27 protein-coding genes and 1 riboswitch are annotated in these 25,483 nt (G+C 41.1%); of the genes, 2 read left to right on the plus strand and 25 right to left on the minus strand.

All coding sequences use genetic code 11. From position 1 onward, the window contains the following. Nucleotides 1–90: 90 nt before the first annotated feature. The 6 genes from M3Z76_RS11820 to M3Z76_RS11845 all read right to left on the minus strand — a co-directional run bounded on the left by M3Z76_RS11820 (nt 91) and on the right by M3Z76_RS11845 (nt 5,677). Nucleotides 91–264 (minus strand): hypothetical protein, encoded by a 174-nt coding sequence (locus tag M3Z76_RS11820; RefSeq protein ID WP_293927218.1) that lies wholly within the window; start codon nt 262–264, stop codon nt 91–93. Next, the gene (locus M3Z76_RS11825; protein ID WP_293927221.1) at nt 261–800 is read right to left on the minus strand and encodes a ribonuclease FAU-1 family protein; all 540 of its coding nucleotides are present in this window, start codon (nt 798–800) and stop codon (nt 261–263) included. Before M3Z76_RS11825 ends, M3Z76_RS11820 begins: the two co-directional genes overlap by 4 nt. A 156-nt stretch (nt 801–956) precedes the next feature. Beyond that, nucleotides 957–2,501: a solute symporter family protein gene (locus tag M3Z76_RS11830; protein WP_293927332.1), complete on the minus strand. Its 1,545-nt coding sequence runs from the start codon at nt 2,499–2,501 to the stop codon at nt 957–959. 8 nt (nt 2,502–2,509) lie between these two features. After that, a complete protein-coding gene (locus M3Z76_RS11835) occupies nt 2,510–2,830 on the minus strand; it encodes a DUF485 domain-containing protein (protein ID WP_293927223.1) in 321 nt (106 codons plus the stop codon). 970 nt (nt 2,831–3,800) lie between these two features. Beyond that, on the minus strand, nt 3,801–5,351 hold the full coding sequence (locus tag M3Z76_RS11840) for a solute symporter family protein (RefSeq protein ID WP_293927225.1): 1,551 nt from the start codon (nt 5,349–5,351) through the stop codon (nt 3,801–3,803). After that, nucleotides 5,348–5,677: a DUF485 domain-containing protein gene (locus M3Z76_RS11845; protein ID WP_293927228.1), complete on the minus strand. Its 330-nt coding sequence runs from the start codon at nt 5,675–5,677 to the stop codon at nt 5,348–5,350. Before M3Z76_RS11845 ends, M3Z76_RS11840 begins: the two co-directional genes overlap by 4 nt. Before the next feature lie 565 nt (nt 5,678–6,242). Between M3Z76_RS11845 and M3Z76_RS11850 the strand changes: the two genes are divergently transcribed. After that, nucleotides 6,243–6,413: a DUF2197 domain-containing protein gene (locus M3Z76_RS11850; protein WP_293927231.1), complete on the plus strand. Its 171-nt coding sequence runs from the start codon at nt 6,243–6,245 to the stop codon at nt 6,411–6,413. Between the two features lie 384 nt (nt 6,414–6,797). Then, on the plus strand, nt 6,798–7,289 hold the full coding sequence (locus M3Z76_RS11855) for a PaaI family thioesterase (protein ID WP_293927233.1): 492 nt from the start codon (nt 6,798–6,800) through the stop codon (nt 7,287–7,289). Between the two features lie 285 nt (nt 7,290–7,574). Here the strand turns inward: M3Z76_RS11855 and M3Z76_RS11860 are convergent, their stop codons facing one another. The 19 genes from M3Z76_RS11860 to cobK form a co-directional block, all read right to left on the minus strand. Continuing rightward, a complete protein-coding gene (locus M3Z76_RS11860) occupies nt 7,575–8,786 on the minus strand; it encodes a CbiX/SirB N-terminal domain-containing protein (protein ID WP_293927236.1) in 1,212 nt (403 codons plus the stop codon). After that, nucleotides 8,783–9,472: a precorrin-3B methylase gene (locus tag M3Z76_RS11865; RefSeq protein WP_293927239.1), complete on the minus strand. Its 690-nt coding sequence runs from the start codon at nt 9,470–9,472 to the stop codon at nt 8,783–8,785. Before M3Z76_RS11865 ends, M3Z76_RS11860 begins: the two co-directional genes overlap by 4 nt. 21 nt (nt 9,473–9,493) lie before the next feature. Continuing rightward, nucleotides 9,494–10,474 (minus strand): ABC transporter substrate-binding protein, encoded by a 981-nt coding sequence (locus tag M3Z76_RS11870; protein WP_293927242.1) that lies wholly within the window; start codon nt 10,472–10,474, stop codon nt 9,494–9,496. Between the two features lie 3 nt (nt 10,475–10,477). Beyond that, on the minus strand, nt 10,478–11,263 hold the full coding sequence (locus M3Z76_RS11875; RefSeq protein WP_293927245.1) for a heme ABC transporter ATP-binding protein: 786 nt from the start codon (nt 11,261–11,263) through the stop codon (nt 10,478–10,480). Beyond that, nucleotides 11,263–12,315 carry a FecCD family ABC transporter permease gene (locus tag M3Z76_RS11880; protein ID WP_293927248.1) on the minus strand — a complete coding sequence of 351 codons (1,053 nt, stop codon included), beginning with the start codon at nt 12,313–12,315 and terminating at the stop codon, nt 11,263–11,265. The genes M3Z76_RS11875 and M3Z76_RS11880 overlap by 1 nt, the downstream gene beginning before the upstream one ends. Continuing rightward, on the minus strand, nt 12,312–13,151 hold the full coding sequence (locus M3Z76_RS11885) for a class I SAM-dependent methyltransferase (protein ID WP_293927251.1): 840 nt from the start codon (nt 13,149–13,151) through the stop codon (nt 12,312–12,314). Before M3Z76_RS11885 ends, M3Z76_RS11880 begins: the two co-directional genes overlap by 4 nt. A gap of 250 nt (nt 13,152–13,401) precedes the next feature. Next, nucleotides 13,402–13,583, minus strand: a riboswitch (cobalamin riboswitch). Beyond that, nucleotides 13,579–15,087 (minus strand): cobyric acid synthase, encoded by a 1,509-nt coding sequence (locus tag M3Z76_RS11890; RefSeq protein WP_107839726.1) that lies wholly within the window; start codon nt 15,085–15,087, stop codon nt 13,579–13,581. Its footprint overlaps the riboswitch before it by 5 nt. Then, nucleotides 15,087–15,626 (minus strand): cob(I)yrinic acid a,c-diamide adenosyltransferase, encoded by a 540-nt coding sequence (locus tag M3Z76_RS11895; protein ID WP_293927257.1) that lies wholly within the window; start codon nt 15,624–15,626, stop codon nt 15,087–15,089. The genes M3Z76_RS11890 and M3Z76_RS11895 overlap by 1 nt, the downstream gene beginning before the upstream one ends. 200 nt (nt 15,627–15,826) lie before the next feature. Continuing rightward, entirely contained in the window at nt 15,827–16,390 is a 564-nt protein-coding gene (locus tag M3Z76_RS11900; protein ID WP_293927259.1) for a nitroreductase family protein, read from the minus strand. Then, nucleotides 16,387–17,151 (minus strand): uroporphyrinogen-III C-methyltransferase, encoded by a 765-nt coding sequence (gene cobA, locus M3Z76_RS11905; RefSeq protein WP_293927262.1) that lies wholly within the window; start codon nt 17,149–17,151, stop codon nt 16,387–16,389. Before cobA ends, M3Z76_RS11900 begins: the two co-directional genes overlap by 4 nt. Continuing rightward, nucleotides 17,148–17,786: a precorrin-2 dehydrogenase/sirohydrochlorin ferrochelatase family protein gene (locus M3Z76_RS11910; RefSeq protein ID WP_293927265.1), complete on the minus strand. Its 639-nt coding sequence runs from the start codon at nt 17,784–17,786 to the stop codon at nt 17,148–17,150. The genes cobA and M3Z76_RS11910 overlap by 4 nt, the downstream gene beginning before the upstream one ends. Then, a complete protein-coding gene (locus tag M3Z76_RS11915; protein ID WP_293927268.1) occupies nt 17,783–19,141 on the minus strand; it encodes a cobyrinic acid a,c-diamide synthase CobB in 1,359 nt (452 codons plus the stop codon). The genes M3Z76_RS11910 and M3Z76_RS11915 overlap by 4 nt, the downstream gene beginning before the upstream one ends. An 11-nt stretch (nt 19,142–19,152) precedes the next feature. Further along, entirely contained in the window at nt 19,153–20,274 is a 1,122-nt protein-coding gene (locus tag M3Z76_RS11920; protein ID WP_293927271.1) for a cobalt-precorrin 5A hydrolase, read from the minus strand. Continuing rightward, nucleotides 20,267–21,049: a precorrin-4 C(11)-methyltransferase gene (gene cobM, locus M3Z76_RS11925; RefSeq protein WP_107839733.1), complete on the minus strand. Its 783-nt coding sequence runs from the start codon at nt 21,047–21,049 to the stop codon at nt 20,267–20,269. Before cobM ends, M3Z76_RS11920 begins: the two co-directional genes overlap by 8 nt. Next, nucleotides 21,049–21,756 (minus strand): precorrin-2 C(20)-methyltransferase, encoded by a 708-nt coding sequence (gene cobI / locus M3Z76_RS11930; protein ID WP_107839734.1) that lies wholly within the window; start codon nt 21,754–21,756, stop codon nt 21,049–21,051. The genes cobM and cobI overlap by 1 nt, the downstream gene beginning before the upstream one ends. Nucleotide 21,757: 1 nt before the next feature. Continuing rightward, nucleotides 21,758–22,945 carry a precorrin-6y C5,15-methyltransferase (decarboxylating) subunit CbiE gene (gene cbiE / locus M3Z76_RS11935; protein ID WP_293927335.1) on the minus strand — a complete coding sequence of 396 codons (1,188 nt, stop codon included), beginning with the start codon at nt 22,943–22,945 and terminating at the stop codon, nt 21,758–21,760. Then, entirely contained in the window at nt 22,920–24,050 is a 1,131-nt protein-coding gene (locus M3Z76_RS11940; protein ID WP_293927277.1) for a cobalt-precorrin-5B (C(1))-methyltransferase, read from the minus strand. The genes cbiE and M3Z76_RS11940 overlap by 26 nt, the downstream gene beginning before the upstream one ends. Further along, nucleotides 24,037–24,714 carry a precorrin-8X methylmutase gene (locus M3Z76_RS11945; RefSeq protein WP_293927280.1) on the minus strand — a complete coding sequence of 226 codons (678 nt, stop codon included), beginning with the start codon at nt 24,712–24,714 and terminating at the stop codon, nt 24,037–24,039. The genes M3Z76_RS11940 and M3Z76_RS11945 overlap by 14 nt, the downstream gene beginning before the upstream one ends. Continuing rightward, entirely contained in the window at nt 24,701–25,474 is a 774-nt protein-coding gene (gene cobK, locus M3Z76_RS11950) for a precorrin-6A reductase (RefSeq protein WP_293927283.1), read from the minus strand. The genes M3Z76_RS11945 and cobK overlap by 14 nt, the downstream gene beginning before the upstream one ends. Nucleotides 25,475–25,483: the final 9 nt, after the last annotated feature.

Here is a 25,483-nt window from a genome sequence, read left to right on the forward strand (position 1 = left end):
TTGATGTTTTTCCTACTGCACTTGCTCCTTCTAAACAAATCAATGACATATTTTCACCTCTATAAAAATTAATCTAAATTTCATCATAATTTATTCCTGAAAATGTCTTTTGTATTTTTTATACGTCTGGTCAATCGTTTCCTGCTTCGTCTTTGTTTTACGTTCATGTGTAGAGAAGGAGGCAGTGCCGCGTTGTTTTGTAACGTCCGTACCGCCTGCACGCTGCTTCGCTAAACGTTTTTTCTTTGCTTTTGATTGTGTCATGTTATCACCTCATTTGCTAGACGATTGCGGTGTACTAAGCTCATATCAAAATAGGGGAAGCTGCCTTCTTCAATAAGCGCTAGCACCTCATGGAAGGTGCGATAAGCAAGCTCATATTGTTGCTGGGTGATGAGCTGTTTATCAAGTGCCCAAGCTAGTTCATCTTTATCCTTTTGAATGACTTCACCTGTTGGCAGTACGACAATATCTAAAAATAAATCATCCATGTAAGGCATGCCGTTTTCGACACCGTTCTCATTGGTAATATCAATATACCATTGAATAACCTCTCCATTTTGATCAAACATAGTTGTCACCGCAAAATGCTCATTGAAAGGGAGCTGCTGTAACCAAGAATAGTGCGCATCCACGATACAAAGCTCTTTGTCGCCATATTTTTTCTTAAGTGGCTCCGTCACTTCATGCATCTGAAGGAGTGCGATATAGTCTGTAAAATCATCCTCAATAGGTAATTGTCGATAATCCCTATGAACGATGCGTTGCCAATCACCACGCTGTAAATAACGCCTTTTCATCCTACCACCTCTTTAAGAAAAATTTTACATAAAAGAAGATGAAAAAACAACTGCCTTTATAAAAGCAGGAAAAGTACATCTATAATATGTAGGGGATATTAATTAAAAAAGCAAAGAAGTCATACAGAATATGCTCTGTATGACCTCTTTTTGCTTTTAGTGAGAAACATCCTGTACAGAAATACCTGTATTTGCTTTTACGTCTACTTCGCGATATTTCGCTTCGTCTGCTTTTTCTTTTGATAACAATGTACCAATCCAACCGCCAAGGAAGCCAAGTGGAACAGAAACTAATGCAGGGTTTGAAAGCATGAATAATGGCTCACCTACAAAAATTGCTTTTCCTTCTGGACCCCAAACGTTTGGAGATACAGCTACAAGAATTAATGCAGATATTAAACCTGTTAACATTGCTGTTACTGCACCTGCTGTATTAAAGCGTTTCCAATAAATTGTGTAAATAATTACTGGCAAGTTAGCAGAAGCCGCAATACAGAACGCTAACGATACCAAGAAGGCTACATTCAATGTTTGTGCACCTAAAGCTAAAACGATTGAAATAATTGAAATTGTAATTGAACCGATACGAGCAGCCATAACTTGCTCTTTTTCAGAAATCTTACCCTTTTTAATAATTTGACCGTAAATATCATGTGATAGGGCAGATGCACCTGAAAGCACTAGACCTGCTACTACCGCTAAAATTGTTGCAAATGCTACGGCACAGACGAACGAGAATAAAATGTCGCCACCTAGGGCCTTTGCAAGAAGTGGCGCAGCCATATTACCTGCGGCATTCGCTGTTACGATTTCTTCTTTACCTACAAATGCTGCTGCACCGAAGCCTAAGAAGATTGTTAAAATATAGAAAATACCTACAATCCAAGTTGCCCAAATAACTGAAGAGCGCGCTGTTTGTGCATCTTTTACTGTGAAGAAACGCATTAAAATATGCGGTAAGCCAGCAGTACCTAATACTAATGCAATCAGCATTGAAATAGTATCAAGACCATCTGTATAACGTAAACCTGGATTTAAATAATCTTCACCATGCTCTGTAACCGTTACCATTTGTGTGAACATGTTAGCAATGCTAAAGTCGAACTTTGCTAAAACTAAGAATGAAATAATAACAGTACCTAACATTAATAAACAAGCTTTAATAATTTGTACCCAGCTTGTTGCTGTCATACCACCGAATAGTACATAGACTGTCATCATAACACCTACTAAAAGAACAGCCATCCAATATTCAATACCAAGTAATAACTGGATTAATGCACCTGCCCCTACAAGCTGTGCAATCATGTAGAATAAAACGATTGTAATTGTACTTAATGCAGCTGTACCACGTACTTTTGCTGTATCAAAGCGCGCTGTAATCATATCCGCTAATGTGAAGCGGCCTAAGTTACGTAATGGCTCTGCTACGATATAAAGTACCACTAAGTAAGCTACTAAATAACCTAAAGAGAAGAAGAAGCCGTCAAAGCCGAATAGGGCAACTGCACCTGCAATCCCTAAAAATGATGCTGCTGATAAATAGTCACCAGCGATCGCAAGACCGTTTTGCCAGCCTGTTAAGCCTCCGCCTGCTGTATAGAAATCACTTGCTGAAGATGTGCGCTTTGATGCCCACCAAGTAATAACTAATGTTAAACCTACGATGGCAACGAAGAAAAACACCGCTGTAAAGCTCATACCATTCATTAACGTTGCCCCCTTTCATATTCTGCGATAATGGCTTTTGCTTCTTTGTCATACTTGCCAGCTTTCGCTACATACAGGTGTGCTAAGCTCCAAGTCATAATAAACAAGCCCGCTGAATAAATCCAAACCCATGTAATGTCGCCAATTGCCTTGGCATGTAAGATTTTTGTGTAAGAAGTTAGCACAGGTAACAACATGTACGCAATTAAGAAAATAGCTGTTAACGTCCATAAGAATGAGTTCTTTTTCTTTACTAGTTGTTTAAAAGAGTCAAGTTGCGCAATTTTGTCATAGTCAATATGCTTTTGTTGATTCCCCATAAATCTTATCCCCCCATTTTTGTCTAAAATTACTGCATTTTGTACGTAAATTGCTCTATCAAGAATTTACAATTTTCATTCTATTTGACCGTTCACAAAATTGCAATAGTTTTCAAGAAAATTATGTGAAAAAAATTTTTAGAAAAGTAACTTAAGCGAGAAAAATGATAGGGTAAAAGAGGAGAAGTAGGTATTTTTGAAGACGAAATTATTTTACTAAATATTGATATATCAATGTATAAAACGATGACGATAAACAATTTTAGTTCCTGAAAGAGAAAATTTTGTTATTTTCGACGGATTTTTTTGTCTTTTAAAAATGATGTTTTTAAAAGTGTTTCGCAAGAAATTAATATATTATTATAATATTTTTAGGGTGTGAAGAATAGTAATTAGATCTTCACTTCAAACAGTATCCTTGACAAGTTAATATGATATAACAAATACAAAAACTGATATTTTGTGTTATAACAATATTAAAACTGTAAATAGATAATCAGATAAAGCTATTACCGATTTTTCGTTTGCTATATTTTCTTATTTTAAACAAAATACAAATCATATTTTCGAGTTGTTGTTATAATTGCTATATAACAAAGGGGAATTATTGATGTTGATTTAAGTATGCTAGCTGTTAAATACAATAGAAAGAGAAGGTGAATATGTGAAGAAATCAATATTATCATTTTTCCTTATTTTATTAGTAACCATCTTGACAATATTTACGTCAAAAGTATTTTTCACTAACGCTAATGAGGCAGAAACAATCGACTTCAGAGTTTTATGTAAATGGAGTATCTCGGCACATTTTTGTTTTTAAGAAAACTAGCAATGGTCTTAAAATAGAAACCGTATATTTTAAAGGGTTGATTGATGATAAGCAGAATAAGTAATTCGATTAATCAGAATTTCCCTAGATACAAAACATACGCACAAAGCATGGCCATGGTTTGTGCGTATGTTTGATAAATTAATGTGATACATCAGATACAGAAATACCTGTATTTGCCTTTACACGTATTTCTTTGAAAATTTCTTCTGATTGTTGGGTAGTTTGCTTGTTTGATGATAAAACAGTTCCTAAATAACCAGCAAGGAAGCCTAATGGGATCGTAATAATAGCTGGTACTGATAAGTTTACTAAAGGTTTTCCAACAAAAATTGTTGATCCTGTCTCACTCCAAATGTTTGGACCTAATGCCCCAAGTACTAAGCAAGAAACTAAGCCTGTTATAATCGCTGCCACAACGCCAGTTGAGTTGAATTTTTTCCAGTAAATTGTGTACAAAATAACAGGTAAATTCGCTGAAGCCCCTAAACAAAAGGCAAATGATACTAAAAACGATACATTCAAGCTTTGAGCAAATAATGCCAAAATAATAGAAACAATTGCAATAGAAATAGAGCCTAAGCGAGCCGCCATTACTTGCTGTTTCTCTGTCAATTTTCCATCCTTCAAAATCTCACCATAAATATCATGTGAAATCGCTGAAGCACCTGTTAATACTAAACCTGAGACAACTGCTAGAATCGTTGCAAACGCTACTGCACTAATAAACGATAATAAAATATTACCACCTAAAAACTCGGCTAAAAGCGGGGCAGCCGTGTTGCCAGCAGCGCTCGATGCTTTAATCGCATCCAATCCAACAAAATGCATCGCGCCGAACCCTAAGAAAATTGTTAAAGCAAAGAAAATCGCTGTAATCCAAGTCGCATATGAAATCGATGTTCGAGCTGTACGCGCATCCTTTACCGTAAAGAAGCGCATTAAAATATGTGGTAATCCCGACGTTCCTAATACAAGCGCCATCATCATTGAGACAGAATCAATCGTCGATGTATATTTTATTCCTGGCACTAAATACTCTTTGCCATGATCTGCCGCGATTGTATCAAACATTTTCACTAAATTAAAATCAAATTTATAGAACACTAAAATCGCAAGAAGGGCAGTACCGAATAATAGTAAGCCTGCTTTAATAATTTGTACCCAGCTTGTTGCCGTCATGCCACCAAATAATACGTATGTTGTCATCATCACACCAACAATTAGCACGGCAATCCAATACTCAATCCCAAATAATAGTTTAATTAATGCACCTGCACCAACGAGTTGTGCAATCATATAAAAAATAACGATAATAATTGTGCCTGTTGCTGCTACACCACGTATCCGCTTTTCATTGAAGCGAGCTGTCAGCATATCCGCTAATGTATAACGTCCTAAATTACGCATTGGCTCTGCAATGACATATAAAAGAACTAAATTGGCTACAACATAGCCAACAGAAAAAAAGAATCCATCAAAGCCTGTTAACGCAATTGCACCCGATACACCTAAAAATGCTGCGGCAGACAAATAGTCACCTGCAATCGCAAAGCCATTTTGCCAGCCTGTCAAACCGCCACCAGCAGTGTAAAAATCACTTGCAGAAGACGTTCGCTTCGCTGCGATATATGTCACGATTAATGTTAACCCAACAATCCCAAGGAAAAAACCCGCTGATACTAAATTCATAATGATTGACCTCCTTCATATTCTGCTAAAATTGCCTGTACTTCTTTATCCAGCTTTGCTGCCAATTTGCCATAAACGGTACATAATATAACCGTCATCACAAAGAGAGCAGCAGAGTATACCCATACCCAAGTAATGGAACCAATTGCACTCTGTTGTAGAACAGTTGTAAACGCTAAAATCGGTAAAAAGATATAAAATGTTAAAAATGCTGCGGTAATTGTGAATAATAGCTTATTTTTCTTTTTGACAAACGTATTAAAGGACTTCATTTGATTAATTTTTTCAAAGTTAATTGCATTTTTTTCTAGTGAAGCACTACGCATAAATATCCCCCTAAATTGTTAATTTGGATGAATTAGCGTGAAGCAAATTCATGTTAGATGTCATTTTAGGAGAAAATTATTTTATTTGCAATACCATTTTTATAATATTCAGAATTTTAAATATCGTAAATAACAATAGAATTACCAAGGCTTATAAGAGATATCCAGAATAAGTAATCACTTTCTTATACTCTATAATGCTATAATAATGACAATATTTTTTATGTGAGCGCAGAAAATTTATACATGAAGTACAAAATTATATTTCGGCAGGCTAAATATTAAAAAAGGGGCTGAAATAGAAATTGTTATATAACACCAATAGAAATGATAAAAATTTGTGGTGAAAATTTTTTTATTTGTTAATTATATTATCCAATTATCAGGAAAAGCTACGGAAATCAATCCAATTTTGGCAGAGTAGATTTTTTTATTCGATTTATTTGCATGACCATACTAAAATAAAACTATGCGTACAAATAATAAATCAACTAGCAAGAATATATGAGAGAGCTGATGATAATTTTCGATAAATCAACTAAAAAGTAATATGTCATGTAGGAGGATGCTGATGTTTTACTACGAGGTAACGTGTTCGAGCTGTAAAAACAAATTTAGGGTATATGAAGATTCACTAAGATTTCGACAAGTAAAAGAAAGAACCAGTAAAATTTTTCGCTGTGAGGAATGCTATAGCAAAATCCGTATGGACGCCATTAAAAATTTCTTTAGATAGCTATAAAAAATGCCATTTTAATTTCAAAATGGCATTTTTTATAGTAGAGAATTAGTTGTGCATGATAAAAACACTTTGATAATTTAAACTGGAATGGTGAATAATTAAATTTGAAATGCTTTATTTTCCGTTTCGTCTCAATATTAAAAGTATACTTATTAAGGATATATAACTTCCTATAATTTATATTATGTAAACTAAAGTTATTTGGCGTGAGAGAGGGCCTGAATACTTCAACTACCCATATGTAAAAGGACAAGAAGTTTTAAATTTTTTGGACAAGAAATTTTACTGAAGTTAAAAACATTACTAGAATATTTTGACTTTTATTAAAAAGAAGCGAATAATAAAATAGTAGAGCACTTACTTAAAGGAGGAAGGAATATGGAAAAGTTTATAGTAGAAAAAGCAATTCAAGATATTTACCCAGATGATTTTGCATGGTGTTACGGCTGTGGTCGACTAAATAAAGATGGACATCACCTTCGAACAGGCTGGGAAGAAGAAAAGACTGTTACTATTTTTACACCTGACTCAAAATATATGGGGATTCCTGGCTTTCTATATGGTGGAATTCTCGCATCATTGATGGATTGCCATGGCACAGGCTCTGCCTCCCTTGCTTTGCACCGTAAAAACGGGAATGAAATTGGTGATGGCGCTGAGCCTCCACGCTTTGTAACGGCTAGTCTCAATGTCGAATTTCTAAAACCAACACCACAGCATGTTCCATTAAAAGCTGTTGGAACCGTTGAAGAAATCCATCCGAAAAAATGGAAGGTAGATGCCGAGATTTATGCTGAAGATACGCTTTGTGCGAAAGGGACAGTCGTTCTTGTTGTGATGCCTAGTACTTTTCTAAAGAATGATAATTAGTAATCCATCTCCTAAAAAAGTAATCACCTATTACAATGAATGGGTGATTACTTTTTAATTAAACAATTATAATCACAACCATGGCGATTTGAACCTATTCAAGCAATGAAAATAGAAAAACCATAATTTCTCATACGAATGTGTGAGCTGTTTTGAAATGGAAACTAGTTCCAAAGCCCTTATCCGCTCATCAAACCTGTGTTTTCGCTCATCAAAGGCACAAATGCGCTCATTAAACCCAAATTTCCGCTCAGCGGAGACAGGAATTCGCTCAACCAGTCCTCCTTAATGCTGGTGATGCACTGGTCCGTGAATTCTTGCGTACTCGCGATAGTTTTCAAGATCTTGCATGCCTGTTGATGTGCCATTGATTGCTTGCTCTGCCCGCTCCACTAATACATGCTGCAATTCAGGGTGATAGCCAAAGTAGCCAGCAATGTCAATGGCTACATCTGGATGAACTTCGCCAAACTGCTCGCGCATCTTTTTCATTCGCTCCATTAATATACCTGTGAACAGGAAGTACGGTAGCATGACAATGCGTTTCGCTCCTGATTTAACACAATGCTCAATCCCATCTGGTACAGTAGGTGTTGTAACGCCCATAAAGGCACATTCTACCGATTTGACATGCAATTTTTCTGCTAATAGCTGGGTGATTTTATAAAAATCAGCCTTCGCTCCCGCATCACTGCTTCCACGTGCAATAAATAAGATAGTTGTATCAGGATGTTGGCCTTCCGTATCAAAGCCGATTTCCTCTAAGCGAGCTAATAAAATCTTGAAAATTTTGTCGTGAATTCCGATTGTTTGCCCATACGTGAATGTAATATGTGGGAAATGCTCGCGCGCATGCTCGATTTCCGCTGGGATATGCAGCTTTGAATGCCCTGCGTGTAGCAAAATAATTGGCACAACATGCACCTCTTCTGCCCCTTTTTCCACACAGTTTTCAATGCCTTCCTCAATATCTGGTGCAGCAAACTCTAAAAAGCATGTTTCAACTAAAAAGCTGGGGTCAATTAAATAGCGTGTGCGCTCGACAAATTGGCGTACTTCTTCGTTTCCTGCTTCTAATTTACTGCCATGCCCAACGAATAAAATCGCCTTTTTAACTTTTTCTCCCACCTTTTTCTTGCGTTTATATTTATGGATGCCTTGAATCGTTTCACGCTTGTCATTATGTTCAAACGTACCTTCAGCACCGAGGCGGTAAATAATATTTTCTTCCTCGACTTCCTCATGGACAACGGCACGCGCCACCTCATCATTTGGCACATGATACCACGTTGCATCTGGATAAGAAATGACAACACATTTATCTTTGCAGCGACCGTTACAGCGCGTTCTTGATGTATGAATTACCTCATCTAGCTTGTGCTCCGCAATTTCACGGCGGATGGCCTGTGTCACTTCCTCACCACCTGCACTTAGACATGTCGCGCCATTACAAATCAACAAATGGCGCTGCGTTTTTTGTAAATTCCATGTTGTCATATCGCATTCCCCCTATATTGTTCGAGCCACGCTTGAAAGAATTGCTGACGCTTGGCAAATTTATAAAATTCTTCATTGTCTTTGGCATTTGTATTATAAAAATTGAGTAAAGCGATGAGCAAGCCTGTGATATCTTGTGCAGGCACCTTTTTTGCCACAAGCTTGCCAGGTTTCGCGTGTCTGCCCATTGGTACTGCTCCTACCCAAATATCAACCTGCTCTTGATAATAAACGAGCGCAATATCATCATATACCGCATTGTAGCAAGCAGATGCACAGGCATTAAAGCCGATGCGTAGGCGATACTTTGTCGCAAGCCCTTCTACTTCCGTAAACAATTGTTCTGCAAGGTCTTTGGCATGTAATTCCTCACCATCACAAAAATCACACCATTTGAATGTCGCCACATTGCCTGCTGGGTAAATATATAAATCTACCTCTTGAAATGCCGCCGTCACCTCTTCTACACGTGCTGTTTCCACAGACACCAAGAGGCGATGGGCAGCTGAATATTTAATCGCCCCTGTTTCGCCTACAAGCTGAGCAATCGTTAACAGTTGTTGCGCGGTAAAATGCTTATTGACAATACCTGGTGCAACAGATAGACAAGTATAATCACCTTGTTCTTTTAATGTAGCAAAGGTTTTGGTTGGCATCGTTGTAAACATCTTTTGGACTTGATTCATACAGCTCCCCCCTCATTTTTATTATTTAAAGCTGTTTGGATAGAACCCTTTTGCTAAAATCTCGATTGCTTCTGCAGCACGTACCCCTTCTGAAGCTGCGGATAATGGTAAAATCACAAAGTGTTCATTTTGTACAGCTGGTGTTGTGCTAAGTGCAGGGTCTTGCTTTAAGAAGTTGATTTTTTCTTCCGCCGTTGTTGCGCCATAATCAATCACGACAATCACCTCTGGTTGACGGTCTACCGCATCTTCTTTTGATACGGTTGCCCAACCACTTTCAACATCACCAAAAATATTTTCTCCACCAGCAATTGTTACAAGCTCATTCATAAAGTTTTGTGCTGCTGTAAAGACATCTTGCTCTCCACTGTCAAATACTAATACTTTCAATGGCTCTTGGTCTGTAGGAAGCTGTGCTGTAATCGCTTCTACATCTGCTGTCATTTGTGTAACTAATGCTTCTCCGCGTTCTTCAATACGGAAGATTTTTGCAATGTTACGGATGTCGATGAAAATATTTTCTAGTTTTGGTCCTAACATTGAAGAAGATGTTTGTAAATACGTGTGAATGCCTAATTCAGATAACTCCTCTGGTGTTCCTACACCTTTTTCACCAAAGGCACTTTTCCAACCACCATATAAAAAGTCCGCTTCTGCATCGATTACTTGTTCCTTTGATGGATACTGATCTGCTAATACAGGCACTTTGGCATAAGCTTCTTGTAATGGTGCATAAATTTCATCATCTAAATAAGCTGTTCCAACCATTGAATCTTCTAAGCCAAGTGCTAACATTACTTCCGTTACATGTTGGTTTAACGAAATCGCTCGCTTTGGTGCTTCCGTATATTCTTGTACTGTGTCATTATTTTCAATTGTAATTACTTGTTGTTCATTTTGTTTTGGTGTTTCTTCTTTTGTTGCTGGTTTTTCCTCGGTTGTGCCGCATGCTGCTAACACAAGTAGCATCGCTGTTATCCATAATAATTTTAACTTTTTCATCGTTTATTCTCCTTTTGATTGCCATTGTTCTGATAAAAAGAACAACTGTGGTTTTTTTGTTGCGGGATGAATCGAAATTTCCGCTGTTACTTGAAATACTTTTGCTAATAGTGCAGGTGTTAATACGTCCTGTGGTGTGCCGACTGCACATAATTCTCCATCTTTTAACACATAAATGGTGTCACAATAGGTCGCGGCTAAATTTAAATCGTGCAGTGCTGCAATGACGGTAATCGGCAATTGACGGATTAAATCCATTAATTGCAATTGATGCTGAATATCCAAATGATTCGTTGGTTCGTCTAATATTAATACTTGTGCTTGCTGTGCCAATGCCCGTGCAATGACAACGCGCTTTTTCTCACCTCCTGATAATGTGCTAAATTGGCGGTCTGCTAAATGGGTAATACCTGTTTTCATTAGCGCTTGCTCAACAATTTGTTCATCTTCCGCCGTATCCATTTCAAACAGCCCTTTATGTGGTGTTCTGCCCATTGCGACAAGATCCTGTACTGTGAATTCAAAGAGTATAGGGGTTTCCTGCCCAACAACAGCTAACTTTTTCGCCATTTGCTTTTCGTTTTGTGCCCAAACATCTTGCTCAAATAGCAATACTTGCCCTCCAGCAGGCTTTAAAAAACGATACATGCTTTTGAGCAACGTTGATTTGCCGCTGCCATTTGGTCCAACTAAGCCAATCAGTTGCCCTTCTTGCATTTGCAGGGAAAGCTGTTCGATAATTTTCTTGTCGCCAATTGCAACAGATACATCTTCTAAACGAAAAACCATTAGCTTCCCCCCTCACCAAATGTATATTTTTGCTTACGCAACATCCAAATGAAAAATGGACAGCCACAAAGTGCTGTTAGTATCCCAATTGGCATTTCCTCTGGTGCAATGACAATGCGGGCAAACGCATCTGCCCATACTAAAAAGATGGCACCAATCACAGCGCTCACTGGTAGTACTTGACGATAATTCGAGCCGACAAGCATACGCACAATATGTGGAACAATTAAGCCGATAAAGCCGATTGAACCGCTCACTGCTACTAACACACCTGTTAACAGTGACACCATCACAATAATCAGCAGGCGGAATTTTTCAATGGATATGCCTAATGTAGAAGCAGATTCCTCTCCGAGCAGCAAAATATTTAAGTAACGTGCATAAACACGCAAAACAGTATAGACGATGGCTAATACAAGAATCGGCAGCCAAATATTGCTCCATTTTGCACCAGCTAAACTGCCAAGCATCCAGTGCAACACCGCTTTCATGCCACCTTCTTGCTTACTCATCATCAGCATAAAATTACTAATCGCAGATAAAACGAGTGATACCGCAATACCTGCCAACAATAAGCGAATAACCGATAAGCGCCCATTTACTCGTGCCAGGAAAAAGACAACAACTACCGATAGCATCGCACCTAAAAACGCAGCAAAGGATAGCGCATAAATACCGAAAAAGGAAAACGCACCAAGTAAAATCACAGAGGTAGCACCAACAGTTGCCCCTGAGGACACGCCAAGTATGTAAGGATCTGCAATCGAATTACGTACGATGGCTTGAATCGCTGCACCACTAATTGCCAAGCCTGCTCCGACAGTGGCCGCTAGCAAGACTCTTGGTACACGTATTTGCCAAATAATTACTTCTTGTGAGCGACTATAGCTGCTTGTGAAAAAGGAATCGAGCCCTAGCTTCGAAAAAATTACTTGCCAAATCGTTGTGGGCGTAATTGCCACAGAGCCAACCATAACGGCGGCTGTCATTGAAGCAAGTAGCACTAACAGCAAAATCACAACAAGTAAAGCGACATTTTTTGGTTGCCTCATTTTGTTTCTACCATCACTTTCTGTATAGGTGTCCATGTAATAATCGCCGCATAAAACGTATGCGAATAACTATATACGCCGTTTTCTTCAACAATAAATGGCGCTAGTGCTGCCTCTACATGTTCCATATTAAATTGTGCATCCAATATTTTTTTGCTTTGCGCTGTTAACAACGCTTCTTTGCTGTCATAACGATAGGTGCGTTCTAACGGAATCATTTGACAATCCGCATAAATCCCTAGCTGGTAGAGCATATTGACAATTTCAATATAATCGCGTCGTGGAAACTTAATTGCATAGCCATATGTATCATGCAAGATATTGTAATGCGGTTGAATCGGCCCCGTTGTCATCCCAATAATTGCTTTTTTGCGAGCAAGCTCATTCATTTTTACTAATGTTGCATTCATATGGTACATGCGATAAAAACAATTCACACCAAGCACCACATCATGCTGTGCTAAAGCCAGTTGTTCAAACTTGCCATGACATAGCTTGACGCGCTCCGTCGTATGCTGCTTTAAATACGCTAAGACGCTTTCCGAGCTATCCACACATGTGACACTTGCCACATAGCGTTCTAAAGGAAACGTATAATTGCCCCAGCCTGGCCCTATTTCCAACACTTCATCTGCTGGTGTGAGATGTGCTTGCATCGCTTGAAAAATAGTTTCAGCATAGGTATCGGTTTGCTTCGGCTTTTTCTTCGCCATCGATGCTGCCCAAAAGGCTTCCTCTAGCGCATCGTCTACCATGCGCTCAGGCATTTTCCCATGCCAATCATGCATCCCCTCTTGCCACAATTGCTCAAAATTTATGACCAAAGGACCTTTCATTCGTATGCCCCCTTTCTTTTTCTTCAAAATAAAAAGGTGTTAGAAAGAAAAACTTTCCAACACCTCTAGTAATTATGTTAAGGCATAATTGTGTCCAGATTTTTTTTCGAACAAGCGCTGTGCAAGCCTCTCTTCAAAATCTGTGACATCCGCCAGAGGCTTTCTTTTGATTCAATTGCTGCATCAAAAGAAAAGTTTGCACAATGAATCCATGTCCATTGTTCAAAGCCCCCCCATAATCCCGTAGGTGTTTGTTTTACTTGATGAGGCAGGTCTCCTGACTTATCTTCAGCGCGCATTAGCTCTTCCCGATTGCTCAGTGAGTTATCCTAATTTGCTCCAAATTACAGTGGCGGGTACCGTGGCGAAATCGCATCGCACTTCCCTTTTAAGCAGCAAGCAACTTGCCGCACCTCATCATATCTCTTTATTTAATTGTATTTGTCTCATGTAAAATCGTATAAAGCTTGTCCATATCAAGATGTGCGCGCACATGCTGATCCAGTCGCTCGTAGGCTTCATCGCGAAGCTCAGCATCTGTTTTAATAGCTAACGCTAAAGGAGCTAATCCTTTTTGCACGCGTAGTTCATTAATCAAACGTCGTGTTAGGTGGCGATTATGGAAAATTCCATGTAAATACGTGCCAATTACTTGCCCATCAGCCGTTATCGCTCCATCCAGTCGCCCATCAGCCATTTTCACAAAAGGGGTTGCCCCTTCCTTTAACGTCGTGCGTCCTAAATGGATTTCATAGCCTGTCACTTCTTCATTTGTCGCCAAAATAATACCTGCCACTTGCACCGTTTGCTTTTCAGGGAAAAACACGGTTTCAATCGGTAGAAGACCAAGACCTTGTGCCGTGCTACCATCACCTTCGATGCCCTCTGTATCAATTAATACTTCACCAAGCATTTGATAGCCACCACAAATGCCGACAATTTTCGTACCTGCTTGATACAGTGCAACAATCGCAGCATCTAAGCCTGTTTGCTTCAACCATTGTAAATCGTCAATCGTATTTTTTGTTCCCGGTAGAATCAGCAAATCAGGATTGCCTAGCTCTGTCACTGATTTGACGATGCGTACACCAACACCAGGCTCTTCAAATAATGGGTCAATATCTGTAAAATTCGAAATGCGCGGCAGTTGAATCATCGCAACATCTAACGCAAATTCTCCCGGCTTTGGCTTTTTCAAGCGTAAAGAGGATAAGGCTAAGGAGTCCTCGGCATCGATTTCAATAGCCAAATATGGTATAACGCCTAATACAGGGATACCTGTTTCCTGCTCCAGCCATTCTAAGCCATCATCTAATAGCTCTTTCATGCCACGAAATTTATTAATGACAAACCCTTTGACACGCGCACGTTCTGCATCATCTAGTAGAGCTAATGTGCCGATAATCGAGGCAAACACACCACCACGATCAATATCTGCCACTAAAATGACTGCGGCATCCGCTAAATGGGCCATGCGCATATTAGCAATATCGCGTGCCTTTAAATTGATTTCAGCGGGGCTCCCCGCACCTTCTAGCACAATCACTTCATAATTTGCCTGTAAATAACGCACCGAATTTTCTACCTCTGGCATGACCTGTTCGACAAAATGACTGCGATACGTTTTAGCATTCATATCTAAATAATGCTTGCCATGTAGCACGACCTCGGACACCATATCTTGCTTTGGTTTGAGCAAAATCGGATTCATATGTGTCGTCGCTTGAATGCGCGCGGCCTCTGCCTGTACACCTTGTGCGCGGCCAATTTCGCCACCATCTTGCGTAATATACGAATTCAGTGCCATATTTTGTGATTTAAACGGTACGACTTTGTAGCCATCATTTGAAAAAATGCGGCATAATGCGGTACAAATCATGCTTTTCCCCACATCAGAAGCCGTCCCTTGCACCATGATTGCCTTCGCTTTTGTCATTAAAATTCAAGCCCCTTTACAGCAGGTATGCCTTCCTCATAATAATGCTTTGTCGGTGCAATCGTTGACACTAAATCCGCCAGTGCTTCAATTGAAGGATGTGCGCTTCTACCTGTAATGACAACATGCATATGTGCTGGACGATTACGCAATGCCTCTAACACTTCACTAAGTGGTAGTACATCGTCCACTGGAAATTTTGTAATGGCTAATGCGTTATTTAATTCATCCAATACGAGCAAATCAAGCGACTCATCTTTTAGTGCTTGCTTTGTTTTCAGCCAAGCCGTTTTCAAGGCAATGCGGTGCTCTTCAGGTGTTTTTGTCCATGTAAAGCCAATACCAAGCTGCTCTGTTTCTACACCGAGCTTACGAAGGGCGATTTGCTCTCCATATGTTCTTTCTGGTGATTTAATAAACTGCATAAAGCGTACATTGAGCCCTCGTCCAATCGCTCTTAGTGTTACACCTAGAGAAGCCGTTGTTTTTCCTTTGCCATCACCTGTGTAGACAAGCAGTAATCCTTTTTTCGCTGCCATGCGATCCCCCCTTATCAATTACGCCTCGGCGTAATTGTGTCCAGATTTTTTCAAGCTTGCTTGAAAACTCCGCTTCAAAATCTGTGACATCCGCCGGAGGCTTTATCATGATTCAGTAGGTGTCCCGCTACTGAATGAATGGTAATGTAAATATTCATCGCACTATCTGTAGAGATAGGCGTCTCCTACTAAATACTGAATCATAATAGCCATGTTGTTTTTTCTGTATAGCTCGTGCGCTTTTTCTCCGTTTCTTTCTCTTCTGCTGGATAGCCAAGGAAAATCGTACCGACAACTTGTTGGTTTGCAGGTGCTTGAATAAATTGATGCATTGCTGGATCATGCACAAGCCCTACACCACGTGTACGCCATACGAAGCCTAAGCCAAGCTCCTCCGCTACAAGCCACATCGACATAATCGCTGTGCTGACAGCGAATACATTATCTTTCGTTGCATCTGCATCTCCGTCCACGATATCAGATGTTACTACGATGACAACGGGTGTTGTTTGCACAACCTTTAACGAGCTTTCCACTAAATTAGGTTTTGTCGGAAAACGCTCTACTAAATAGTCGTGTGCCAGCGTTTCATAATTTGCCAGTGCTTGTCCTTGCAACACATAAAAATGCCAAGGTTCACGCATGCGGTCATTTGGCGAAAATGTTGCTGCCTCTAATAAACGTTCGATTTTTTCTCGTTCGACAGGCTGTGTTGTATAATTGCGCACCGCACGTCGATTTTTTAATGCTTCAAAAATAGTCATTGCTGTTCCTCCCTTACACGCTCTTGAAACCAAGCGACTTGTTCACGAACTTGGACAACCTCTCCAACTAAAATCATCGATGGATTGCGGTAGCCATGCTCTTGGATATCTTGTGTAATCGTTTCTAATGTCCCGATTAATGTCCGTTGCTCCTCTGTCGTTCCCCATTCAATCACCGCAACAGGTGTTGACGGCTTGCGACCATGTGCCATTAATTGCTTTGTAATATGGGCGATATTGCCAACGCTCATATAAAAGGCAACGGTATCAATATGTACAAGGGATGCCCAATGTAAAAAGTCATTGCCCTTTTCTGCACGACCATGCCCCGTCACAATCGCAAAGCTTGCGGCATGATCACGATGTGTGACAGGGATGCCTGCATAGGCAGGTGCAGCAATTCCCGCTGTTATCCCTGGCACAACCTCATATGGAATATTGGCGTCTTTTAAAACGGCTGCTTCCTCTGCACCACGCCCAAAAACAAATGGGTCACCACCCTTTAAACGTACGACAGTTTTACCCGCCTGTGCTTCTCGCACAAGCAATTCATGAATTTGCTCCTGAATTAAGCCATGATTTCCTGGGCTTTTACCACAAAAAATAAGTTCTGCCTCTGGCTTGGCATGTGATAGCAACTCCTGATTGACAAGGCGGTCATAGGCAATGACATCTGCCTGCTGAATGCATTGTAAGCCATATACCGTAATTAATTTGGGATCACCAGGCCCTGCACCGACTAAAAATACTTTTCCGCTCATGTCGATCGTTCTCCGTTTAGTAAATTTTGTAAAAAAACTTCACATTGTTGTACATCACCTTGCTGCAGCCAGTCAAAAATTTCAGGGCGCAATGTTTGCTGCAATGCTTTGCGCTTAGCGGTCTTGTCCGTCAATGTTGCATTAATTTGCTGGCGACAATGCTTTAAAAAAGCAATATACTGTGCGTAACTTTCATCAAACTGCTCCTCTAGCTCCGCTTTCAACTTGCGTGTATAGCCTGGGCTTGCACCTGATGTTGAAACAGCGAGTATCAATTCGCCTCGTCTAACAACCGCTGGATTAATAAAATCCACACGCCCCTTCATATCTGCACGTGAAAATTGCTGCCAGTGTTGTGTTGCTTCCTCTACCGCATCATTGACTGCCTCGCTATTTGTCGTCGCAAAAACTAAAACAGCATCATCGACATCATGCGGTGCAAATTGTTTTTCATGCCAAATGGCACGCCCTTCTTGTACATAGGAAGCCAGTTCTGCTATTAAATCAGGGCTAATAATATGAATGTTCGCCTTTGTTGGTAGTAGCGCACGCACTTTTTGTGCCGCCACATTGCCACCTCCTACAACGACTACTTTTTTGTAATCAATGTTTAATAATGCTGGAAAATATGTCATGCCTTCACCTTCTTACATGCTTCAAGCCATTGCTCAACAAGCGCTGGATTCGAAGCGAAATGGAAATGCGTATAGCCTGCTACTAAATTGCCTGTCGTGTAGCCCTCTTCCTTTTGCCCAAAGCGCCCTTTTGTCTTATAGGCAGGACAATCATGCTGCCCCTCATATACGGAGTAATGAAATTCATGTCCCTTCGCTTGGCCTTCTTGACGAATAAGGAAATTGTCCGTTGCCCCTGTAATTTCACGATAGCCAAGCGCAGCTAGCTTTGTTTGCATTTTGACTTCACCAGGAATGATGCCTAACATTGGATAACGCGCCCCCGTTGTTGTTGTAATGGCTTCAGTCAAATACATAAAACCGCCGCATTCAGCTAATGTTGGCACACCACGTGCGATTGTCTCTTGAACTGATTTTTTCGTTGCTGTGCATTGTTCAAGCTGTGCAGCAAACTCCTCAGGGAAGCCACCACCTAAATACAGCCCATCTGCCTCACTTGGCACAGGTTCATTGCGAAGCGGTGAAAAATACGCAATTTCGGCTCCCTTAGCCCTTAGTAATTCTAAATTTTCTTCATAGTAAAAATTAAATGCCGCATCCTTCGCCACAGCAATCGTCACATGTTGTGCAGGTTCTGGTTCAAATAAACGACTTGTTTCCTCAAGTTGAGGTGCTTCCGTTAAAGCAAGTAAACGCTCTACATCAACCGTTTCCGCAATCAGTTCACCTAAATGCTCAAAAAATGTCGTTAATTCTCCACGTTCAACCGCAGGAACTAAGCCTAGATGTCTGCTTGGCATAGAAAGTGTCGCGTCTTTTTTCAAATAGCCAATCACAGGAATTTGGCATTCTTGCTCAATCGCTGCTTTGACTAGCTCAAAATGGCTGACACTGCCAACTTGATTGACGATGACTGCGACAATATTTGGCGCTGTCGATAATGTTTGAAAGCCTTTGACAACAGCGGCTACACTTCTTGCCATGCTCGCGGCATTGACAATTAACACAACAGGTGACTGAGTAATGACACTGATTTCTGCCGTTGAGCCTGCATCATTTAGTGGACTTTTACCATCATAAAAGCCCATGACGCCTTCAATCACAGCGACATCTGCTCCACGACTTGCACGGCTGACAATCGTCGTTACTGTGTCATGTGTCAGCATCCAGCTATCGATATTGCGTGAAATACGTCCTGTGACAGCACTATGATAGGTCGGATCGATATAATCTGGTCCACATTTAAAGCCTTGTACAACCAGTCCTTTATTTTTTAATGCTTGCATCAAGCCGATTGTAAATGTCGTTTTGCCGACACCACTTCCTGTGCCTGCAATAACAAAACGCTTTGTCATATGCTCACCTCCTAAAATGTTAAACGTGCAACAGAAATCGTCGCATTGCCGCTTTTCTTTTTCGTTAATAACAAGTCTGTCGTTTTCGCATAACGCATGGCAGCAGGCTCGCTCACACCATACGCTCCTGTAAATTTAAATACCGTTTCAGACGGGTTTGGTAATGGCATTTCATTTAATTGTTCTGGTGTGTACGTAATAAATTCCCAACCGTATTTATTCGTGATTTGCTGGAAGCATACTTCATCTTGTTTAATCGAAATCGTGCACAATGCTTTGACACTTTTTTTCGATAACTGAAGCTCCTGCAATGCTTCATCAATCACTGCCTCGATTTCCTCTAACGAAGTTCCTCGATTACAGCCCATGCCAAGCACAATTGATTTCGGGCGGTAGACAACACCGTTTTCAAGTAAGACCGATTCACTCTCTGTTAACAGGCGATCTGTAATAATTAATGCCGCCTGTGGTTTCACATCGATTGCTTGTTGTATAGACGGATAGACGACTATGCTTGGTGGCATAGGTGTATCATGCATCCACCAATTTTTCTCGCCCGTTTCTTGAATAATTGCCACTTGCTCCTCATTGACAACAGAGGCGCTGACAGGTGTTAATTTATCCTCAGCATCCCAGCGCCAGCCGAAGCGTGCACCGAATAAATCGACAGGAATCGTTTTTTGTACATCGGAGGCAGTAGTAATAATCGCCCGTGCTTGCATTGCCTCTGCGACCTCATGCGTTAAAGCATTTGCTCCGCCTAAATGCCCCGAAAGCACGCTAATGACATTTTCCCCTTTATCATCGACAACAACAACGGCTGGATCTGTCTTTTTATCAACTAAAATCGGCGCAATCATTCGTACAACAGCACCCAATGAAATAATCAAAATTAAGCCTTTATATTGCTTGAACAACGCAGGCAATAGGAGACGCACTGTTCCTGTAAATAGCTGGATGCCTCTGTCTTGCTCATCCCCTTGCTCAAATTTCGCCATATAATATAAATCGACCTGTGGAAACTTTTGCTGTAAGTCGCGTGCCATCGCCACACCATGCTTTGTAATCGCCACAAGTGCATAGGGCTTGCGCACCTCAATTTCAGGAATAACCCCTTCCTGTAGCTCAATCATCTGCTTTCACACCTTTTCTAAAGCCATGTGTAAACGTCGCATCATATAATTTCGAGCGGTATTCTTTATCATGAATTGCTGGGTCCAAAGCCCACCCTGCTAAAATCATGGCATGCTTGCGGATGCCGTTTGTGCGCATTGCTTCATCTAGCTCGACTAAGGTTGTACGAACAATTTTCTGGTCTGGCCATGTCGCGCGCTGGACAACCGCTACTGGTGTATCATCTGCCCATCCTGCTTCCTGCAACTCCTTGACAATTTTCTTCGTTAAGGTCGCACTTAAAAATAAAGCAATTGTGCAGTGATGGCTTGCTAATAAACGTAATTTTTCGAATTCTGGTACAGGTGTACGCCCTTCAGCACGCGTTAAAATCAATGTTTGCGTTAAATCTGGAATCGTTAGCTCTGCACCAACAGCCGCAGCAGAAGCAAACACCGAGCTTACCCCTGGAATGACCTCATAATCAATACCACGTGCCTTTAATAATGCCACTTGCTCCATCGTTGCTCCATACATCGCAGGGTCACCTGTATGCATACGCACAACCTTTTTCCCAGCTAAAATATGCGATGCCATGACCTCGACCATTTCTTCTAAATGCATGCCTGCTGTGCGAATCACTTCAGCATCTGGCTTTGCTTTCGCAATCAGCTCATCATTCACTAAGGAATCTGTATACATCACGACATCAGCCGTTTGCAAATGCTGTAACCCTTTGACCGTAATTAAATCAGGGTCACCAGGACCAGCACCGATAATCCATATTTTCTTCATTATTTGCGCACCACCATTAATGTTAAGTATTCTAAATCCACACCGTCGAGCTGTTGCACATCCCAAATGACTTCCTCATCAGAAGTGACCTTTGTGACAACAGATGCTTTATCCAATAAGTTGAGCTCACGTAAAATCGACAACATTAAATCGATAACTTTCGCTACTTTAATAAAAATAATGGCATCGTGCTCAACAATGGCTTTTTTCATCGCCTCATAATCATCATGTGCTGGAATAATCGCTACATGATCGTCACCATCTGCCAGCGCAATACCTAAGCGAGATGCTGCTCCGTTTAACGAAGAAATTCCTGGTACAACTTGAATGTCTACATCAGGATGCTTGTCCTGCATTAAATGCATCATATGAATAAACGTACTATACAACAGTGGATCGCCTTCCGTTACAAACGCAACATCCTTGCCCTGTTGTAATTGTTCATAGACAAGCTCGACTGATTTTGTCCACTCACGCTCTAATATCGCCTCGTCCTTCGTCATTGGAAAAACAAGCCCCAGCATCTCTTTTTCAGCAGGATTAATATAAACATCGACAATGCGATGTGCGTAGCTTTTGCTGCCTTTTAATTTTTTGGGATAGGCAATAACAGGCGATTCTTGAATTTTACGAAATGCCTTTACTGTAATAAGTTCTGGATCTCCAGGACCAACGCCTAAACCATATAAAACACCTAGCTTTGTCATGTTAAACTCCTTTTCTCGCCGTCACAATATAAATTGGATTTAGCGGTACAAATCTTGTCATATTTAAAATGGGCTTACTGCGTGATAGCTGTGCCTGTAAAATTTCAACTTGACAGCCATTCTGTTTCAACGCTGTAACCGCTTCATATAAATTTTCAATCGTTGCAATGTTCATCACAAGACGACCATCTGCTTTTAATTTCTCCACACAAAGAGCAAGTAACTCCTGCATCTCGCCACCTGAGCCACCGATGAAAATAGCGTCTGGGCTTGGAAAGTCTTCCAATCCTGCTGGCGCTTTACTATGTATCGCCGTAAAATCTACGCGGAATTTACGCTGGTTTTGCAGACAATTTTCAAGATCGCCTTCATTTTTCTCCACCGCATAAATCGCACCTTCTCGTGCAATTTTCCCTGCCTCAATGGCAACAGAGCCTGTGCATGTGCCAATATCCCACATAATGCTTTTCTCATGTAAGGCAAGTGCTTGAATGCTTAATGTGCGAATTTCCTTTTTCGTAATTAAGCCCTTTTCTGGCTTGCGCTGTGCAAATTCCTCATCGTCAATGCCGAGCGTATATGTTTTTGGTGTCACTGTTTGACGCAAAATGACCACATTTAACGGTGAAAAAGTTGCTGCTGCTAATTCATCCAGTGTGTAAAAGCCGTATTTCTCCGTCTCCCCACCGAGATTTTCCGCTACAAATGCCTCATACTCATGCATGCCAAATTCCTTTAAATAACGGGCAATAGCATTTGGGCTATTTTCCTTATCCGTTAACAGTGCGACTTTCGGTCTGCCATCTATCTTTTGCGCTAACCCTTTCATAGAGCGACCGTGCACACTGACAATGTATGCATCCTGCCAACTGTCCTTCATTTTTGAAAAAGCAAGCTGTACTGAACTCATATACGGATAAATTTCAAGCGGTAGCTTTTTCGCTAAATAGCTACCAATCCCGTAAAATAGCGGGTCACCTGATGCCAAAACGACCACCTCACGCGTTTCGCTTTGCAGACGTGTGACAAGTGCAGATAAGCCACCTTTAATCACAACTTTCTCAGCTTGTACATCAGGGAAGAAATCCAATACTCTTTCCCCACCAACAAGCACTTCACATGTTTCAATCCATTTTTTGTATTGCGGAAGCAATCCTTCGACGCTATCCCCGATACCAATCATCTTCATTGACTGTGGCAATATTCTCAGCCCTCCCTAATAGTTCACCCTTCATTGAATACAATGAGGTAGATAGCGTTAAGCCTCCTCTAATATGGTCAAGTGAGGCATAGCAACAGCATTTACACATTTGATAAAAGAAGTCATGCAAACCACGCTCTAGCATCATATCGCCAACATGCGAGGCAGTATTGGCCTCTAGCACCTCTGCAAGCGTTGCCTCATCTGCCCCCGCTGCTTTTGCTAATTGTGCAAGAAATTCAAAATTAATCGGCGCACTTTTCGAATGCACCATCATGACACCTTGTGCGACTTTTGAAAACTTCCCCATCATGCCAACAAGTGAGACACGTTCAATGCCAAGACGCTTGCAATGCTTTAAAGTAAAGCCGACAAAATCGCCCATCTCAATAAACGCTTCCTCTGGCAAATCGGGGTACTCTGCCATTCCATACTTCTCGCTGCGCCCACCAGTTGTAATCACAACATGCCTACAGCCAGCGGATTTTGCTACACTAATGGCCTGTACAATACTTGCCATATAGGCAGAAGTCGAAAACGGTACGACCGTTCCACGTGTCCCTAAAATGGAAATCCCGCCAACAATACCGAGACGACCATTCAACGTTTTTTTGGCAATTTCCTCGCCATCTGGTACAGAAATAATCACTTCGACACCGCATGTAATCGAAAACTCCTGTATAAGTTCTTCGACAACGCCTATAATCATCTTACGCGGCACAGGGTTAATGGCGGCAAGCCCTACATCAACAGGCAGCCCTGGTTTTGTCACACGACCAACGCCGACGCCCCCATCTAAATGAATTCCTGGCTTTTCCACCAATCTGACTGTGCTCACAATGCGTGCCTTATGTGTTGCATCTGGGTCATCCCCTGCATCTTTAATCGTCTCACAGCGTACACTTTCTTGTTCAAACACACAGACATCCATTGTGAAGGTGGCATCTTTACCAACAGGCAAATGGATTGTCGCTGTTTCTTGCTCCTCTTTCGTTAACAAGGCGGTCAAGGCTGCTTTTGTCGCAGCCGTTGCACAAGCTCCTGTCGTATAGCCATGCCGCATTTCCTTCGGGTCTTTTTTAGGCTTTTCCATTCGCTCGTTCATCCGCTAAAATGGAAATCGCATTCAATGCCGCCACTGTGACTGTACTACCGCCTTTACGTCCGACATTTGTAATAAATGGAATTCCTTCTAATTTAGCAAGCTCCTCTTTGGATTCTGCCGCCGATACAAAGCCTACAGGCATCCCGATAATTAAATCAGGCTTCGCAATGCCTTCTTTAATAAGGCGAATTAATTCTAATAAAGCGGTTGGCGCATTACCAATTGCATAAATGCCGCCTTCATTTTCACGCACTGCCTTTTGCATCGACACAACTGCACGCGTTGTACTTTGTTCCTTCGCCTCTTTCCATACGTCTGGGTCTGCGATATAACAATGCAAATCGCCACCGTGCTTTTGGAATCGCTTGCGACCTGAACCACTTTCAATCATTTGCACATCTGCTACCACATGGCGACCTGCTAAAATCGACTGAACACCTGCTTCAATCGCATCAGGTGTAAACATCACACTACGTCCTAGCTCAAAATCCGCAGATGCATGAATAACGCGGCGTACAACCTTCCATTGGTCTTCTGAGAAATTGTGCTCACCCATTTCCTCAGCAATAATCGAAAAGCTGTAATCATAAATTTTATCTGGGTCTACCGTTAGCGGTGTAAAATCCGTATTAAAGTTTTTATTTCCTGTCATCTTCTATTCCTCCTACAAGTTGACTAATTTCTTCAAATGTTGAAAACTGTTGCCCATATGAAATATTCGGGCGATCAATCATAATGATTTCAATACCTAGTTCTAGTGCGGAACTAATTTTTTCATCAACAGAGCCGACTTTTCCACTCGCCTTTGTCACCATGAGTGTCACCCCATACTGCGTATAGAGTGCATGGTTTAGCTCCTTCGTAAAGGGTCCTTGAATCGCGACAATATCCTTTTGTGCTACACCTAATGCTGCACATTTCTCCATATTTTCAAGATTCGGTAACATACGGGCAATGACACGGATACCTTCTACTGGTAACAAAACCTTTGTAAAAGTAGCTAACGTTTTACTTCCCGTTGTCAGCATAATCGTGCCGCCTTTATCTTTCGCTAGTTGTGCCGCTGCCTCATAGCTCGCCACTGTTGTAATCAAAGGGTGTGCATAGTCCTCTCGCGCACGCTCATAACGAATATATGGGACATCCGCTTCTTGTGCTGCCACCATCGCCTGCTTTGAAGCCTCTTCCGCAAAAGGATGTGAGGCATCTACAAGTAAATGCACACCTTCTGTTTTAATGATGTCTACCATTTGCGCGGCTGTTAAGCGCCCAATGCGATGTGGAATACTCGCCTGTTGCAAGCTTTCTGCCGCTGAAGGTGTGACAACCGTTGCCAGCAATTGATGCCCTTCCTGTTGAAGCCTGATTGCTAAATCTCGTGCATCGCTTGTTCCAGCTAAAAATAAAATCATTCAAACCAC

This window comes from Metasolibacillus sp., from assembly GCF_025291715.1.
Lineage (GTDB): Bacteria > Bacillota > Bacilli > Bacillales_A > Planococcaceae > Metasolibacillus > Metasolibacillus louembei.

Coding starts and splice junctions, on each gene's coding strand:
- M3Z76_RS11820 (WP_293927218.1), bottom strand. CDS start 264: ATGACACAATCAAAAGCAAAGAAAAAACGTTTAGCGAAGCAGCGTGCA.
- M3Z76_RS11825 (WP_293927221.1), bottom strand. CDS start 800: ATGAAAAGGCGTTATTTACAGCGTGGTGATTGGCAACGCATCGTTCAT.
- M3Z76_RS11830 (WP_293927332.1), bottom strand. CDS start 2,501: ATGAGCTTTACAGCGGTGTTTTTCTTCGTTGCCATCGTAGGTTTAACA.
- M3Z76_RS11835 (WP_293927223.1), bottom strand. CDS start 2,830: ATGGGGAATCAACAAAAGCATATTGACTATGACAAAATTGCGCAACTT.
- M3Z76_RS11840 (WP_293927225.1), bottom strand. CDS start 5,351: ATGAATTTAGTATCAGCGGGTTTTTTCCTTGGGATTGTTGGGTTAACA.
- M3Z76_RS11845 (WP_293927228.1), bottom strand. CDS start 5,677: ATGCGTAGTGCTTCACTAGAAAAAAATGCAATTAACTTTGAAAAAATT.
- M3Z76_RS11850 (WP_293927231.1), top strand. CDS start 6,243: ATGCTGATGTTTTACTACGAGGTAACGTGTTCGAGCTGTAAAAACAAA.
- M3Z76_RS11855 (WP_293927233.1), top strand. CDS start 6,798: ATGGAAAAGTTTATAGTAGAAAAAGCAATTCAAGATATTTACCCAGAT.
- M3Z76_RS11860 (WP_293927236.1), bottom strand. CDS start 8,786: ATGACAACATGGAATTTACAAAAAACGCAGCGCCATTTGTTGATTTGT.
- M3Z76_RS11865 (WP_293927239.1), bottom strand. CDS start 9,472: ATGAATCAAGTCCAAAAGATGTTTACAACGATGCCAACCAAAACCTTT.
- M3Z76_RS11870 (WP_293927242.1), bottom strand. CDS start 10,474: ATGAAAAAGTTAAAATTATTATGGATAACAGCGATGCTACTTGTGTTA.
- M3Z76_RS11875 (WP_293927245.1), bottom strand. CDS start 11,263: ATGGTTTTTCGTTTAGAAGATGTATCTGTTGCAATTGGCGACAAGAAA.
- M3Z76_RS11880 (WP_293927248.1), bottom strand. CDS start 12,315: ATGAGGCAACCAAAAAATGTCGCTTTACTTGTTGTGATTTTGCTGTTA.
- M3Z76_RS11885 (WP_293927251.1), bottom strand. CDS start 13,151: ATGAAAGGTCCTTTGGTCATAAATTTTGAGCAATTGTGGCAAGAGGGG.
- M3Z76_RS11890 (WP_107839726.1), bottom strand. CDS start 15,087: ATGACAAAAGCGAAGGCAATCATGGTGCAAGGGACGGCTTCTGATGTG.
- M3Z76_RS11895 (WP_293927257.1), bottom strand. CDS start 15,626: ATGGCAGCGAAAAAAGGATTACTGCTTGTCTACACAGGTGATGGCAAA.
- M3Z76_RS11900 (WP_293927259.1), bottom strand. CDS start 16,390: ATGACTATTTTTGAAGCATTAAAAAATCGACGTGCGGTGCGCAATTAT.
- cobA (WP_293927262.1), bottom strand. CDS start 17,151: ATGAGCGGAAAAGTATTTTTAGTCGGTGCAGGGCCTGGTGATCCCAAA.
- M3Z76_RS11910 (WP_293927265.1), bottom strand. CDS start 17,786: ATGACATATTTTCCAGCATTATTAAACATTGATTACAAAAAAGTAGTC.
- M3Z76_RS11915 (WP_293927268.1), bottom strand. CDS start 19,141: ATGACAAAGCGTTTTGTTATTGCAGGCACAGGAAGTGGTGTCGGCAAA.
- M3Z76_RS11920 (WP_293927271.1), bottom strand. CDS start 20,274: ATGATTGAGCTACAGGAAGGGGTTATTCCTGAAATTGAGGTGCGCAAG.
- cobM (WP_107839733.1), bottom strand. CDS start 21,049: ATGAAGAAAATATGGATTATCGGTGCTGGTCCTGGTGACCCTGATTTA.
- cobI (WP_107839734.1), bottom strand. CDS start 21,756: ATGACAAAGCTAGGTGTTTTATATGGTTTAGGCGTTGGTCCTGGAGAT.
- cbiE (WP_293927335.1), bottom strand. CDS start 22,945: ATGAAGATGATTGGTATCGGGGATAGCGTCGAAGGATTGCTTCCGCAA.
- M3Z76_RS11940 (WP_293927277.1), bottom strand. CDS start 24,050: ATGGAAAAGCCTAAAAAAGACCCGAAGGAAATGCGGCATGGCTATACG.
- M3Z76_RS11945 (WP_293927280.1), bottom strand. CDS start 24,714: ATGACAGGAAATAAAAACTTTAATACGGATTTTACACCGCTAACGGTA.
- cobK (WP_293927283.1), bottom strand. CDS start 25,474: ATGATTTTATTTTTAGCTGGAACAAGCGATGCACGAGATTTAGCAATC.